Annotated in this window: 15 protein-coding genes; 8 read left to right on the top strand and 7 right to left on the bottom strand. The window is 51.8% G+C overall.

The annotated features are described in order from the left end of the window. The first annotated feature begins 8 nt into the window (after positions 1-8). From tsaB to rnd, 4 genes are all read left to right on the top strand, one after another. A complete protein-coding gene (tsaB, locus tag FDW88_RS15895; RefSeq protein ID WP_137362926.1) occupies positions 9-704 on the top strand; it encodes a tRNA (adenosine(37)-N6)-threonylcarbamoyltransferase complex dimerization subunit type 1 TsaB in 696 nt (231 codons plus the stop codon). 105 nt (positions 705-809) lie between these two features. Continuing rightward, positions 810-1,394 carry a Slp family lipoprotein gene (locus FDW88_RS15890; RefSeq protein WP_096756721.1) on the top strand — a complete coding sequence of 195 codons (585 nt, stop codon included), beginning with the start codon at positions 810-812 and terminating at the stop codon, positions 1,392-1,394. A 204-nt stretch (positions 1,395-1,598) separates the two neighbouring features. Then, positions 1,599-3,284: a long-chain-fatty-acid--CoA ligase FadD gene (gene fadD, locus FDW88_RS15885; protein WP_135953057.1), complete on the top strand. Its 1,686-nt coding sequence runs from the start codon at positions 1,599-1,601 to the stop codon at positions 3,282-3,284. 84 nt (positions 3,285-3,368) lie between these two features. After that, entirely contained in the window at positions 3,369-4,484 is a 1,116-nt protein-coding gene (rnd, locus tag FDW88_RS15880; protein ID WP_137362925.1) for a ribonuclease D, read from the top strand. A 134-nt stretch (positions 4,485-4,618) separates the two neighbouring features. Here the strand turns inward: rnd and minE are convergent, their stop codons facing one another. Genes minE through minC form a run of 3 tightly spaced genes read right to left on the bottom strand, consistent with a single transcriptional unit; the run spans position 4,619 to position 6,432 of the window. Then, the gene (minE, locus tag FDW88_RS15875; RefSeq protein WP_003833739.1) at positions 4,619-4,885 is read right to left on the bottom strand and encodes a cell division topological specificity factor MinE; all 267 of its coding nucleotides are present in this window, start codon (positions 4,883-4,885) and stop codon (positions 4,619-4,621) included. 3 nt (positions 4,886-4,888) lie between these two features. Continuing rightward, complete coding sequence (gene minD, locus FDW88_RS15870) at positions 4,889-5,701, bottom strand: septum site-determining protein MinD (protein ID WP_137362924.1); 813 nt, start codon at positions 5,699-5,701, stop codon at positions 4,889-4,891. Positions 5,702-5,724: 23 nt separating this feature from the next. Further along, complete coding sequence (gene minC / locus FDW88_RS15865) at positions 5,725-6,432, bottom strand: septum site-determining protein MinC (RefSeq protein ID WP_096756726.1); 708 nt, start codon at positions 6,430-6,432, stop codon at positions 5,725-5,727. Positions 6,433-6,558: 126 nt separating this feature from the next. Between minC and FDW88_RS15860 the strand changes: the two genes are divergently transcribed. The 3 genes from FDW88_RS15860 to FDW88_RS15850 all read left to right on the top strand — a co-directional run bounded on the left by FDW88_RS15860 (position 6,559) and on the right by FDW88_RS15850 (position 8,102). Further along, positions 6,559-6,852 (top strand): YcgL domain-containing protein, encoded by a 294-nt coding sequence (locus FDW88_RS15860; protein WP_096756727.1) that lies wholly within the window; start codon positions 6,559-6,561, stop codon positions 6,850-6,852. Between the two features lie 69 nt (positions 6,853-6,921). Then, a complete protein-coding gene (locus FDW88_RS15855) occupies positions 6,922-7,623 on the top strand; it encodes a fumarylacetoacetate hydrolase family protein (protein WP_137362923.1) in 702 nt (233 codons plus the stop codon). 32 nt (positions 7,624-7,655) lie between these two features. Continuing rightward, a complete protein-coding gene (locus tag FDW88_RS15850) occupies positions 7,656-8,102 on the top strand; it encodes a YcgN family cysteine cluster protein (protein WP_196209307.1) in 447 nt (148 codons plus the stop codon). A gap of 29 nt (positions 8,103-8,131) precedes the next feature. Here FDW88_RS15850 and FDW88_RS15845 read toward each other — a convergent pair whose 3' ends face one another. The 3 genes from FDW88_RS15845 to nhaB all read right to left on the bottom strand — a co-directional run bounded on the left by FDW88_RS15845 (position 8,132) and on the right by nhaB (position 10,798). Beyond that, positions 8,132-8,473 carry a DUF1971 domain-containing protein gene (locus FDW88_RS15845; RefSeq protein ID WP_096756729.1) on the bottom strand — a complete coding sequence of 114 codons (342 nt, stop codon included), beginning with the start codon at positions 8,471-8,473 and terminating at the stop codon, positions 8,132-8,134. Positions 8,474-8,584: 111 nt separating this feature from the next. Beyond that, entirely contained in the window at positions 8,585-9,115 is a 531-nt protein-coding gene (gene dsbB, locus FDW88_RS15840; protein WP_137362922.1) for a disulfide bond formation protein DsbB, read from the bottom strand. 141 nt (positions 9,116-9,256) lie between these two features. After that, positions 9,257-10,798, bottom strand: a complete 1,542-nt coding sequence (gene nhaB / locus FDW88_RS15835) for a Na(+)/H(+) antiporter NhaB (RefSeq protein WP_137362921.1) — start codon at positions 10,796-10,798, stop codon at positions 9,257-9,259. A 237-nt stretch (positions 10,799-11,035) separates the two neighbouring features. Here nhaB and fadR point away from each other — a divergent pair, with 237 nt between their 5' ends. Next, positions 11,036-11,755 (top strand): fatty acid metabolism transcriptional regulator FadR, encoded by a 720-nt coding sequence (gene fadR / locus FDW88_RS15830; RefSeq protein WP_137362920.1) that lies wholly within the window; start codon positions 11,036-11,038, stop codon positions 11,753-11,755. Positions 11,756-11,857: 102 nt separating this feature from the next. Here the strand turns inward: fadR and FDW88_RS15825 are convergent, their stop codons facing one another. Next, entirely contained in the window at positions 11,858-13,390 is a 1,533-nt protein-coding gene (locus FDW88_RS15825; protein WP_137362919.1) for a SpoVR family protein, read from the bottom strand. Between the last annotated feature and the right edge of the window lie 194 nt (positions 13,391-13,584).

Here is a 13,584-nt window from a genome sequence, read left to right as displayed (position 1 = left end):
GAAGACCCATGCGAATTCTGGCTATCGATACCGCCACAGAGGCGTGCTCTGTCGCCCTGTGGAATGACGGTAATATCACATCTCATTTCGAGCTTTGCCCTCGAGAGCATACCCAACGCATCCTGCCGCTGGTTCAGGATATCCTGACTGCTGGCAATGTCACATTAACGGATATCGACGCTCTGGCGTTTGGCCGAGGTCCCGGTAGTTTCACCGGCGTGCGTATTGGTATTGGTATTGCTCAGGGGTTGGCGTTAGGGGCGAACTTGCCAATGATCGGCGTGTCCACGCTGGCAACTATGGCGCAGGGGGCCTGGCGCAAAAACGGCGCAACGCGCGTGCTGGCCGCAATTGATGCGCGCATGGGTGAAGTCTACTGGGCCGAATACCAGCGTAATGAGAACGGTATCTGGCACGGCGAAGACACCGAAGCGGTATTAACTCCGGAACAGGTTCATGAGCGACTGCTGCAGCTTTCCGGTGACTGGGTAACGGTCGGCACGGGCTGGCCTGCATGGCCTGAACTCGGTAAAGACAGTGGCCTGATGCTGCGCGATGGCGACGTTTTGCTTCCGGCTGCTGAAGATATGTTGCCTCTCGCCACCCAACTGTTCGCCTCTGGAAAGACGGTAGCGGTTGAACATGCTGAACCGGTTTATTTACGTAACACCGTGGCGTGGAAGAAACTTCCCGGAAAAGAATGAATCTTAGTAGTACATCCCCCGATGCTTTCAAACGGGCTCAACGCGATGAATGCGCAGCAGTTTGAAACTCACCGGGGACAGGCGCTGAGATAAGGGAGTCGCAACATGGCGGTTCAAAAATGGGTATTAAAAGGCGTGTTGACGGGCGCATTGGCGTTCATGCTAAGCGGTTGCGTTACCATTCCTGATGCGATTAAAGGTTCAAGCCCAACGCCACAGCAGGATCTGGTACGGGTCATGAATGCGCCGCAACTGTATGTCGGACAGGAAGCACGCTTTGGCGGCAAAGTGGTGGACATTCAGAATCAGCAGGGGAAATCCCGACTGGAAATTGCCACCGTGCCTCTCGACAGCGGCGCGCGTCCGATTCTGGGTGAAGCCTCACGCGGGCGTATTTATGCCGATGTTAATGGCTTTCTCGATCCGGTGGATTTCCGCGGACAACTGGTCACCGTCGTAGGGCCTATTAGCGGCACGGTGGACGGTAAAATTGGCAGTACGCCGTATAAGTTCATGCTGATGCAGGTAACCGGTTATAAACGCTGGCATATTACTCAACAGATCGTGATGCCTCCGCAGCCCATCGATCCCTGGTTCTACGGTGCGCGTGGCTGGCCATACGGCGGCTACGGCGGATGGGGATGGTACAATCCAGGTCCGGCACAGGTTCAGACGATAGTTACAGAATAACTCTTTGATTTATGTATAAAAGAAGCAGCGGCGCGTCCGCTGTTTCTGCATTTATGTGGCTATAAGAAAAATAAATAGTGACGTGCTTCGCAACCTTGTCGTTGTGTAATAAACAAACTGGTACGCTGAGTTAATATTATGTTAACAGTTTGTTTATTGTCTGGGGTTGTGATGACGACGAATACGCATTTTAGAGGTGATGTATTGAAAAAGGTTTGGCTTAACCGTTATCCCGCAGGTGTTCCCGCGGAGATCAATCCTGACCGTTATCAATCCCTGGTGGAACTGTTTGAACATTCAGTCAGGCGCTATGCCGATCAGCCCGCGTTTGTGAATATGGGGGAGGTGATGACCTTCCGCAAACTCGAAGAGCGTAGCCGCGCATTTGCGGCATATTTGCAAGAAGGGCTGGGGTTGAAAAAGGGCGATCGTGTCGCACTGATGATGCCGAACCTGCTGCAGTATCCGGTGGCGCTGTTTGGCATTCTGCGTGCCGGCATGATTGTGGTAAACGTGAACCCATTGTACACGCCGCGTGAACTGGAGCATCAGCTTAATGACAGCGGCGCGGCAGCGATTGTGATCGTGTCCAACTTTGCCCACACGCTGGAGAAAGTGGTCGATAAAACATCGGTTCAGCACGTGATCCTGACGCGAATGGGCGATCAGCTCTCAACCGCCAAAGGAACGCTGGTTAACTTTGTTGTGAAGTACATTAAGCGGCTGGTACCGAAATATCACCTGCCTGATGCCATCTCGTTTCGCAGTGCGTTACAAAACGGGTATCGCATGCAGTATGTGAAGCCTGAAGTGGTCTCTGAAGATCTGGCCTTCCTGCAATACACCGGGGGGACAACCGGTGTGGCAAAAGGTGCAATGCTCACCCACCGCAATATGCTGGCGAACCTCGAGCAGGTCCATGCTACTTACGGTCCGTTGCTGCATCCGGGTAAAGAGCTGGTGATCACCGCGCTACCGCTGTATCACATTTTTGCTTTAACGATGAACTGCCTGCTGTTTATTGAGCTTGGCGGTCAAAACGTACTGATCACTAACCCACGTGATATTCCGGGCCTGGTAAAAGAGCTGGCGAAATACCCGTTTACCGCCATGACCGGCGTCAATACGCTGTTCAACGCCTTGTTGAATAACAAAGACTTCCAGCAACTGGATTTCTCGTCGCTGCATCTTTCTGCGGGGGGCGGTATGCCCGTCCAGCAGGCGGTTGCAGAACGTTGGGTGAAGCTGACCGGCCAATATCTGCTGGAAGGCTATGGCCTGACCGAGTGTTCGCCGCTGGTGAGCGTCAATCCGCATGATATCGACTATCACAGCGGCAGTATTGGCCTGCCGGTTCCCTCCACTGAGGTTAAGCTGGTGGATGATGACGATAACGAAGTCCCGCCGGGCGAGCCGGGTGAACTGTGCGTGAAAGGCCCGCAGGTGATGCTGGGTTACTGGCAGCGCCCGGATGCGACCGATGAAATTGTTAAAGATGGTTGGCTGCACACCGGGGATATTGCGGTGATGGACGACGAAGGCTTCCTGCGTATCGTCGATCGCAAAAAAGATATGATCCTGGTCTCCGGTTTTAACGTTTATCCGAACGAAATTGAAGACGTGGTGATGCAACATCCTGGCGTTCAGGAAGTAGCCGCGGTGGGCGTGCCCTCGGGCAGCAGCGGTGAAGCGGTGAAGATTTTTGTCGTGAAGAAAGACGCGTCACTCACCGATGAAGCGCTGATTACGTTCTGCCGCCGTCAGTTGACCGGCTACAAGGTCCCGAAGCTGGTGGAATTCCGTGATGAGTTACCAAAATCTAACGTCGGCAAAATTTTGCGACGAGAATTGCGTGACGAAGCCCGTAGCAAAGTGGACAATAAAGACTGAGCGTTAAGTCAGTCATCAGAAAGCGCCGGTTAATCCGGCGTTTTTTTTGGCGCAAACCTGAGAGAGCACGATTTGAATTACCAAATGATTACCACGGACGACGCGTTGGCCACGCTGTGCGAAGCCGTTCGTGAGTTTCCGGCGATTGCCCTGGATACTGAATTTGTTCGCACGCGTACCTATTATCCGCAGCTGGGACTCATTCAGCTGTTTGACGGCAAACACGTTGCTCTGATTGATCCGCTGGGGATCACCGACTGGTCGCCGCTGCGCGACATTTTACGCGACACCACGATAACCAAATTCCTGCACGCGGGAAGTGAAGACCTGGAAGTGTTTCTCAACACCTTTGGCGAACTTCCGCAGCCGCTGATTGATACGCAAATTCTGGCCGCGTTTTGCGGTCGCCCGCTGTCGTGGGGATTTGCCGCGATGGTGGAAGAGTTTACGGGGGTGGCGCTGGACAAAAGCGAATCCCGTACGGACTGGCTGGCCCGACCGCTGACTGAGCGTCAGTGTGAGTATGCTGCCGCGGACGTCTGGTATTTATTACCGATCACCGCAAAACTGATGGCTGAAACCGATGCCTCTGGCTGGCTACCGGCCGCGCTGGATGAGTGTCGTTTAATGCAGCAGCGTCGCCAGGAAGTACTGGCGCCTGAGGACGCGTGGCGTGACATTACCAACGCCTGGCAGCTGCGTACCCGTCAGCTTGCCTGCCTGCAACTGCTGGCTGACTGGCGACTGCGTAAAGCGCGCGAACGCGATCTGGCGGTGAATTTCGTGGTACGCGAAGAGCACCTGTGGTCGGTGGCGCGCTATATGCCGGGTAGTCTGGGTGAGCTGGACAGCCTCGGTCTTTCCGGGAGCGAAATTCGCTTCCATGGCAAGACACTGATTTCATTGGTAGAAAAAGCGCAGGCCCTGCCGGAAGCATCGTTGCCTGAACCACTGCTGAACCTGATGGATATGCCGGGCTACCGTAAAGCCTTCAAAGCCATTAAGGCGCTGGTGGCTGACGTGAGCGCGGAACACAATCTCAGCGTGGAGCTGCTGGCCTCCCGCCGTCAGATAAATCAGTTGCTTAACTGGCACTGGAAATTAAAGCCGAAGTCTTCCTTGCCGGAGCTTATTTCCGGCTGGCGTGGCGAGCTGATGGCCGAGCGACTTAACGCCCTGTTGCTGGAATATCCACAATAAGCGAGTGTCTGGTGGTTATTCTGGAACCCTATCTACTGTTTACTCGGTAATAACGCTATTCAGGACGGGTCACTGAAAATAAAAAAGGCAGAATATTCTGCCTTTTTTCGACCACAACTTTTTTACCAAAGCGCTTATTTCGACTCTTCTGCTTCTGGTAATGTCACGTTAAGTTCGAGGATAGAAATATCGCCGTCTTTTTGTTCAAGTTGTACAGTGACCATCTCTGGATCGATTTGTACATACTTACAGATAACGTCGAGAATATCTTTCCTCAACTGCGGTAAATAATGCGGCTCGGCGTCACTACGACGACGTTCCGCAACAATGATCTGCAGTCGCTCTTTAGCGATGTTTGCTGTGCTCTTTTTCCGCGAGAGAAAAAAATCCAGTAATGCCATAACTTATCCTCCGAACAGGCGTTTGAGGAAACCTTTCTTCTCTTCTTCAACGAAGCGGAAAGGACGTTCTTCTCCCAACAGACGGTCTACGGTATCTGCATAAGCTTTGCCAGCATCCGCATTGATGTCGAGGATCACCGGCTCACCCTGGTTAGATGCGCGCAGGACTGACTGATCTTCCGGAATCACACCAACCAGTTTGATGCGCAGAATTTCCAGTACGTCTTCCATGCTGAGCATGTCGCCTCTGTTTACGCGGCCAGGGTTGTAGCGCGTAAGCAGCAGATGCTCTTTAATCGGATCTTCACCATTTTCCGCGCGACGAGATTTCGACGCCAGAATGCCCAGAATACGGTCAGAGTCACGTACTGAAGACACTTCCGGGTTGGTGGTAATAATCGCTTCATCGGCAAAATACAGTGCCATCAGCGCACCGGTTTCAATACCGGCCGGGGAGTCGCAGACGATGAAGTCGAAGTCCATCGATTTCAGATCATCCAGAACTTTTGCGACGCCTTCACGCGTCAGCGCGTCTTTATCGCGAGTCTGTGAGGCCGGAAGAATAAAGAGATTATCAGTACGCTTATCTTTGATTAACGCCTGATTTAACGACGCATCGCCCTGAATAACGTTGACGAAGTCGTAAACGACGCGGCGTTCGCAACCCATGATCAAATCGAGGTTACGCAGGCCGATATCAAAATCAATAACGACAGTTTTCTTTCCCTTCTGGGCCAAACCTGTAGCGATGGCCGCGCTGGAGGTGGTTTTGCCAACGCCCCCTTTACCCGAAGTAACAACAATAATGCGTGCCATAGAAATTCCTTGTTAAAAAGGGATCAATTCAACGGTTGAACTGTCAAAGCGTTCTCTGCTAATTGCAGACGCGCCGCTTTGCCATAAAATTCTGCTGGGATTTTATCACTCAGCCAATAAACACCTGCGATAGACACCAGTTCTGCCGTCAGGTGGGTACAAAAAATCTGTGCTTCTCGATCGCCGCTTGCACCCGCCAGTGCACGGCCTCTCATCATGCCATAAACGTGAATATTGCCGTCAGCGATGAGTTCTGCGCCCGCGCTGACGTGGTTTGTAACAATCAGATCACATTGTGGTGCATAAATGCGCTGACCGGAACGAACCGGGACATTTATTAATCGTGTTTTTGTGATGGGAGTAACGTTTTGTACCGGCGCGGCAGGTGCGGGTTCAGCAATGGGGGCAGGGCGCAGCGCTTTTTCTTTACCTTCAGTCAGTAAAGGCAGGCCCATTTCGTCGATCTCTGCTTTGAGTCTGGCATCTTTGCAGCCGCTAACGCCGATAATGCGCAGACCGGTAGATGCGACAACTTTCTGCAGCGTTGGCCAGTTTACCGGGCTTTCAAGGCCACTGACGTTGATCACCACGGGAGCATGTTTTAAAAAAGCAGGAGCCTGCGCGATTTTGTCTTCCAACGCCTGACGAATAACCTCGGGTTCTGACTCGTGCAAGTGAACCACAGATAAGGTGAAGCTACTGCCTTTAAGCTCGATTGGCGTGTTTGACATCCTGGCCTTACTCAATTTGCTATTTATCATCCCCAGCGCGGGGTGATATTCCGAAGACTATAAGGCATGTTATAGTCAGTATTATATTGAGGCAAGCCACCATTCCGTGAATTCAGAGTAAAAGATATGTTTTGTGTGATCTACCGAAGCAGCAAACGTGACCAGACCTATTTATATGTCGAAAAAAAAGACGATTTCTCTCGCGTTCCTGAAGAACTGATGAAAGGTTTTGGTCAGCCGAAACTGGCAATGATTTTACCACTTGATGGTCGCAAGAAACTGGTGAACGCTGACCTTGAAAAAGTAAAACAGGCGTTAACCGAGCAGGGCTATTATTTACAAATCCCGCCACCGCCAGAAGATTTACTCAAACAGCATCTGTCTGTGGCAAAACAAAATATACCAGACGCTAAAGGTTAAACTGTATCCGGCAGCCGCATGTCCCGTCGATGCAGTTCCTGAAATCGAAGACGACGTTAGGGGAAAGTCATGTATCAACATCACAACTGGCATGGTGCTCTGCTGGATTACCCAGTGAGTAAAGTGGTTTGTGTGGGCAGTAATTACGCAAAGCACATTAAGGAGATGGGCAGCGCAACGCCAGATGAACCCGTGCTGTTTATCAAACCGGAAACGGCATTGTGCGACCTGCGCCAACCGCTGGTTATCCCGGCGGATATGGGGGCGGTGCACCACGAAGTTGAGCTGGCGGTGCTGATTGGCGCGACCCTGCGCCAGGCAACGGAAGATCATGTGCGTAAAGCCATTGCCGGTTATGGCGTGGCGCTGGATCTGACCCTGCGCGATATTCAGGGCAAAATGAAGAAAGCGGGGCAGCCGTGGGAAAAAGCGAAGGGATTTGATAATTCCTGTCCGCTGTCGGGCTTTATTCCGGTGTCGGAGTTTAACGGCGATCCGCAAAATACGCTGCTCAGTCTGACGGTAAACGGTGAAACACGTCAGCACGGTTCTACGGCGGACATGATCCATCACATTATTCCGTTGATTGCCTACATGAGTCGTTTCTTCACCCTCAAAGCGGGGGATGTGGTACTGACAGGAACGCCAGAAGGTGTAGGGTCGTTACACAGTGGTGATGAGCTGGCGATCGGTTTTCACGGTCAAACGCTGACGACGAGAGCCGCCTTTTCGGGCGGCAAAACTTGCATCAACGTGCCAGACTGGTTATAAGGTGCAGCTTTATTGCAATAGCGGATACCCTGATGAGCGACATACCTTTCTGGCAAAGCAAAACCCTGGATGAAATGACCGATGCCGAGTGGGAGTCATTATGCGACGGATGTGGTCAATGCTGCCTGCATAAGCTGATGGATGAAGATACCGACGAAATCTATTTTACCAACGTCGCCTGTAAGCAGCTCAATATCAAAACCTGCCAGTGCCGTAACTACGAACGTCGTTTCGAATACGAGCCTGATTGCATCAAGCTGACGCGTGACAATTTGCCAACTTTTGAATGGCTACCGATGACCTGCGCGTATCGTCTGCTTGCGGAAGGGAAAGGGCTGCCGGACTGGCACCCGCTACTGACTGGCTCGAAAGCCGCGATGCACGGTGAGCGTATTTCAGTCCGTCATATTGCGGTGAAAGAATCAGAAGTACACGACTGGCAGGATCACATTTTGAACAAACCTTCATGGGCGGACTGAGCCGCCCATCGGTTAACAGGCGCTAAAGATTAAGATTTTTTCGCCTGATACATCTCATCTGAGTGGTTGTCATCTTCAACCCAGAAATTAATGTTGAACTGCGCGTCGTCGCTTAATTCAACACGATGCCAGTACTGCGGTGGGCTGGTCGCAAACTGACCGGCATTTATCACCACTTTAACTTCAGGTTCTTTCGCTTCTTCATTCGCAAAGCCGTAATACGTTACCGTACCTTCCATCACGCAAAGCTGTCCAAAGACGCCTGCTGCGGTGTTATGGTGGGAAAGCAGTGCGGCTGGGACAGTGTCTTTTGTGAAAAAGGGAGTAGAGCGTTTAACTTTCCAGTTTGCCGGGATGCGTAAATGGGACATGGGACATCTCCTTGGTGTGGCATCTATAAGATGTATTTAATATACATTTTATAGATGCCACCAAGCAATGACATTATGGCAAAAAAAAACGCTCCCGAAGGAGCGTCTCTGTTAGCGACCGAAGAGGTCGCGTTTTTTCGGTTTAAACGGTTGGGCAATGACCACCAGCACGGCGACCACCAGGTACGCAGCAAAGATCCCTAATAACCACTGTGGCATTTCAAGGGTTAAAAAAGACCACTGACGCTCGGCGCAGTCGCCGGATGCCAGGAAAACCTGAGGCAGCCATTTGTCCAGCGGTAACCAGCTTGGAAAGCGCGCCGCAAAATCACAGGTCATGAACGGAGACGGGTAAAGCTGGATCATGGTGTGCTCATACGCTAACTGCAGACCGCGCCAGGCGCTGTAAATCCAGATAACCATCGCTACATAACGCAGCGGCGTTTTTGGCGCGATAGCACCCACCAGCCCGGCACCCATTACGCCGAATAACGCACTACGTTCGTAAATACACAACACGCAAGGTTTAAGCAGCATCACGTGCTGGAACCACAGCGCAACGAGTTCCAGCGCCAGGGCGGTTAGCGCCAACAATAACCATGCTCCGCGACCGCGGGAGCACTGGTTTAAAAATCGCAACATAATAAATTCCCTGCAACATGCGTAGAGAGCGCAGTTTAAACCAATTCAATTTATGCGCCACTAGCAGCTATTGAAATATTGTGTAATCGGATAATTATCATGCAAAAAGTCAAACCGGGCAGTGATTTGCCCGGTAAGTTGTTATGAAAGTGTAGCTAACCAGCCTATTTGTGTCATCCACTCGGTCACCGGGACGAGGGTGAATTCCACGCACAAAAGACCGACCAGCGTTAGTACGAGGGTATACGGCAGCGCCATCCATACCATGCGGCCATAGGAGAGGCGAATCAACGGTGCCAGTGCGGAAGTCAGCAGGAACAGGAATGCGGCCTGGCCATTCGGGGTTGCGACGGAAGGCAGGTTAGTCCCGGTATTAATCGCCACGGCTAACAGTTCGAACTGATTCAGGCTGATGGTCCCGTGCTCCATCGCCGCTTTGGCTTCGTTAATGTAAATCGTGCCTACAAAGACGTTATCGGAGATAGAAGAAAGCAGACCGTTAAAGAGGTAGAACAGAGTGAGCTGGGCATGCTCTGAAGCCTGTAAAACAAAATGAATAATCGGAGCGAATAGTTGCTGATCGATAATTACGGCCACAATTGAGAAGAATACGGTCAGCAGCGCGGTGAACGGCAGTGACTCGGTGAACGCCTTGCCGATAGCATGTTCATCAGTGACCCCCGTTAAGGACGTCGCCAGGATGATAACCGACAGGCCTATCAGTCCAACTTCGGCCAGATGCAGGGCCAGGGCGATAACCAGCCAGACGCCGATAATCGCCTGGACAATCAGTTTGATCTTGTCCTGGCGGGTACGCTGCTGGCGGTTTTGATCGTCAAATTGCTGCAGAACGTCACGCACCTTTTCAGGCAATGTTTCACCATAGCCAAACCAACGTAATTTCTCGACCAGCATGCAGGTTAGCAGTCCGCAGATCAGCACCGGGACGGTGACCGGGGACATCCGCAGGAAGAAATCCCCGAAATGCCAGCCCGCCGCTTTGGCGATAATCAGGTTTTGCGGTTCACCAACCATGGTCATCACGCCGCCTAACGCCGTGCCGACGCCGGCATGCATCATCAGGCTGCGCAGAAAACCGCGGAACTGCTCAAGCACGGCTTTATTGTGCTGATCGATATGGCTGTCATCGAGCATATTATCTTCCCCTCGGGAAGAGGCGATGCGGTGGTAAATGCCATAAAAACCGACCGCCACGCTTATCACGACGGCGACCACGGTCAATGCATCGAGGAACGCGGACAGGAAGGCGGCGGCTACGCAGAAGGACAGCGACAGCAGCATTTTAGAGCGAATGCTCAGCAGCAATCGGGTAAAAATAAACAGCAGTAACTGCTTCATAAAGTAGATGCCCGCCACCATAAACATCAGCAGCAATAACACCTCAAGATTGGCGGCAATCTCTTCACGCACGTGCGTGGCGCTGGTCATGCCAATGACGACGGCTTCAATCGCCAGCAGGCCACCCGGCAGCAGCGGATAACACTTGAGCGCCATTGCCAGCGTAAAAATGAACTCAGCCACCAGCAGCCACCCGGCAACGAACGGGTTGATGAAGAAAATAATCGGGTTAACGATTAAGAAGGATAATAATGCGAGTTTGTACCAGTCCGGCGACTGGCCTAAAAAGTTGCGCCACAGCGCGCGACCCCAGGATAGCTCCATGGCAGTTTCCCTTACCTGTAAAAATGAAATCATGTTTTTATGTTTGACGGCAAAGCTTAGCGGGAGGAGGGAACGCAGGCAAGCTCTTCACGTGCTTCGTTGCGCCAATTGCGCCCCAGCGTTATCTGGAAAATGAAGCCTTGATCCACTTTTTCTTCATTGCGTCAGCTATCAGCTATCAGACCCGTCTGGTATGATGTGTGTAACTATGTTTTGCTGTGTAATGGAATTATTACTATGGTCATTAAGGCGCAAAGCCCAGCGGGGTTCGCGGAAGAGTACATCATTGAAAGTATCTGGAATAACCGCTTCCCCCCAGGCACTATTTTGCCCGCTGAACGTGAACTCTCTGAACTTATCGGAGTAACACGCACCACGCTACGCGAAGTGTTACAGCGCCTGGCGCGGGACGGCTGGTTGACCATTCAGCACGGCAAACCGACGAAAGTGAATAATTTCTGGGAAACGTCAGGACTGAATATTCTTGAAACGCTGGCGCGCCTCGATCACGAGAGCGTTCCGCAGCTCATTGATAATCTGCTGTCGGTGCATACCAACATCTCAACAATCTTCATTCGCACCGCATTCCGCCAGCATCCGGACAAAGCGCAGGAAGTGCTGGCGACGGCAAATCAGGTAGCCGACCACGCTGACGCTTTTGCTGACCTTGACTACAACATTTTCCGCGGCCTGGCATTCGCGTCCGGCAATCCGATTTACGGCCTGATCCTCAACGGCATGAAGGGATTGTATACCCGTATTGGTCGTCATTATTTCGCCAATCCGGAAGCCCGCGGTCTGGCACTGAGCTTCTACCGTAAGCTGTCATTGCTCTGCGAGCAGGGCTCCCATGACCAGGTGTATGAGACGGTGCGCAGTTACGGTCACGACAGCGGCGAGATTTGGCATCGCATGCAGAAAAACCTGCCCGGCGATTTAGCCATTCAGGGCCGTTAATCGCTCAATGCCGGATGGCGGTGTGAACACCTTATCCGGCCTACGTGGATGTCTAGTGTAGGCCGGATAAGACGCTTTCGCGTCGCCACCCGGCAATAAGATTCACAGACCGTTCATTCTCGGCGGGCAACGTTCCAGCAATTCCACGCTGCCATCCTCATTTTGTTGCTCCAGCGTCACGTCAAAACCCCATAACCGATGGACGTGCTTCAGCACCTCTTTGCGGCCCTTATCCAGCGGGGCGCGATTATGCGGGATATAGCGCAGTGTGAGAGAGCGATCGCCGCGCAAATCGACATTCCATACCTGAATGTTTGGCTCCAGGTTGCTCAGGTTATACTGCGACGACAGCCGGTTACGAATTTCACGGTATCCCTCTTCGTTATGAATTGCTGAGATTTCCAGATAATTATGTCTGTCATCGTCCAACACGGTGAACAGGCGGAAATCACGCATCACCTTCGGTGACAGGAACTGGCTGATAAAGCTCTCATCTTTAAAATCACGCATCGCGAAGTGCAGGGTTTCCAGCCAGTCAGAACCGGCGATATCCGGGAACCAGTATTTATCTTCCTCGGTCGGAGACTGACAAATACGTTTGATGTCCTGGAACATGGCGAATCCGAGCGCATAAGGGTTTATCCCACTATACCACGGGCTGTTGTACGGCGGCTGGAACACCACATTGGTATGGCTGTGTAGAAACTCCAGCATAAACCGCTCGGTCACTTTGCCTTCATCGTACAGGTGGTTAAGGATGGTGTAATGCCAGAACGTCGCCCAGCCTTCGTTCATCACCTGGGTCTGTTTCTGCGGATAAAAATACTGGCTCACTTTGCGCACGATACGCAGCACTTCACGCTGCCAGGACTCCAGCAGCGGGGCATTTTTTTCCATAAAGTACAGCAGGTTTTCCTGGGGTTCAGAAGGATAACGCCGCGCTTCAAACACGGTTTTCTCTTCCTCTTTTTTCGGCAAGGTACGCCACAGCATATTTACCTGACTTTGCAGATATTCTTCGCGGCTTTTTTGCCGCGCTTTCTCTTCCTGCAATGAAATTTTTTGCGGGCGTTTATAGCGATCGACACCGTAGTTCATCAGTGCATGGCAGGAATCGAGCAGTTTTTCGACTTCGTCGACGCCGTAGCGCTCTTCACACTGGGTAATGTAGTTTCGGGCAAAAATCAGATAATCAACAATGGAGCTGGCATCCGTCCAGCTACGGAAAAGGTAGTTGTTCTTGAAGAAGGAGTTATGCCCATAGCAGGCGTGTGCCATCACCAGCGCCTGCATGGTGATGGTGTTCTCCTCCATCAGATACGCGATACATGGGTTGGAGTTGATGACAATCTCATAAGCCAGCCCTTGCTGACCGTGCTTATACAGACGTTCGGTTTCAATAAATTTTTTACCAAACGACCAGTGGGTATAGTTAATCGGCATCCCGACGCTGGAGTAGGCGTCCATCATCTGCTCGGAGGTAATGACCTCGATTTGGTGCGGATAGGTCTCCAGTCGGTAGAGTTTTGCCACGCGGTCTATTTCCGCCAGATAGATATCCAGCAGATCAAACGTCCAGTCGGGTCCATCGCTCAACCGTGTGGTGTCCTTGTTCATGGAATCAATCGTAGCCATTCGCGCACCCTCATTGTTGGCGGCACTCTCTGTCTGGAGTACCTCATTTCAAGCATAGAACACAGTGTTAAAAAACGTGCTGCGGCAGAAAATTTTTCTTTGCGATATCACGTTAATCCAACATCGAAAAACAGGATGTTCACGAAATTTTATGCTGGATAAAAATGACGCACAGCAGGAGATCCTAAAGCAGA

Origin of the sequence: Citrobacter sp. wls829, from assembly GCF_005280825.1 — a bacterium.
In the GTDB taxonomy this organism is placed as follows: Bacteria; Pseudomonadota; Gammaproteobacteria; order Enterobacterales; family Enterobacteriaceae; genus Citrobacter; species Citrobacter gillenii.
Note: the sequence above shows the minus strand (reverse complement) of the source record. Positions and strands in the feature narration are given on the sequence as shown.

What these genes read in the sequence shown, in the direction of transcription:
- FDW88_RS15860 (WP_096756727.1), top strand. Translation starts at nt 6,559, where the DNA reads ATGTTTTGTGTGATCTACCGAAGCAGCAAACGTGACCAGACCTATTTA.
- minE (WP_003833739.1), bottom strand. Translation starts at nt 4,885, where the DNA reads ATGGCATTACTGGATTTTTTTCTCTCGCGGAAAAAGAGCACAGCAAAC.
- FDW88_RS15845 (WP_096756729.1), bottom strand. Translation starts at nt 8,473, where the DNA reads ATGTCCCATTTACGCATCCCGGCAAACTGGAAAGTTAAACGCTCTACT.
- rnd (WP_137362925.1), top strand. Translation starts at nt 3,369, where the DNA reads ATGATTACCACGGACGACGCGTTGGCCACGCTGTGCGAAGCCGTTCGT.
- minD (WP_137362924.1), bottom strand. Translation starts at nt 5,701, where the DNA reads ATGGCACGCATTATTGTTGTTACTTCGGGTAAAGGGGGCGTTGGCAAA.
- dsbB (WP_137362922.1), bottom strand. Translation starts at nt 9,115, where the DNA reads ATGTTGCGATTTTTAAACCAGTGCTCCCGCGGTCGCGGAGCATGGTTA.
- FDW88_RS15890 (WP_096756721.1), top strand. Translation starts at nt 810, where the DNA reads ATGGCGGTTCAAAAATGGGTATTAAAAGGCGTGTTGACGGGCGCATTG.
- fadR (WP_137362920.1), top strand. Translation starts at nt 11,036, where the DNA reads ATGGTCATTAAGGCGCAAAGCCCAGCGGGGTTCGCGGAAGAGTACATC.
- FDW88_RS15825 (WP_137362919.1), bottom strand. Translation starts at nt 13,390, where the DNA reads ATGGCTACGATTGATTCCATGAACAAGGACACCACACGGTTGAGCGAT.
- tsaB (WP_137362926.1), top strand. Translation starts at nt 9, where the DNA reads ATGCGAATTCTGGCTATCGATACCGCCACAGAGGCGTGCTCTGTCGCC.
- FDW88_RS15850 (WP_196209307.1), top strand. Translation starts at nt 7,656, where the DNA reads ATGAGCGACATACCTTTCTGGCAAAGCAAAACCCTGGATGAAATGACC.
- minC (WP_096756726.1), bottom strand. Translation starts at nt 6,432, where the DNA reads ATGTCAAACACGCCAATCGAGCTTAAAGGCAGTAGCTTCACCTTATCT.
- FDW88_RS15855 (WP_137362923.1), top strand. Translation starts at nt 6,922, where the DNA reads ATGTATCAACATCACAACTGGCATGGTGCTCTGCTGGATTACCCAGTG.
- nhaB (WP_137362921.1), bottom strand. Translation starts at nt 10,798, where the DNA reads ATGGAGCTATCCTGGGGTCGCGCGCTGTGGCGCAACTTTTTAGGCCAG.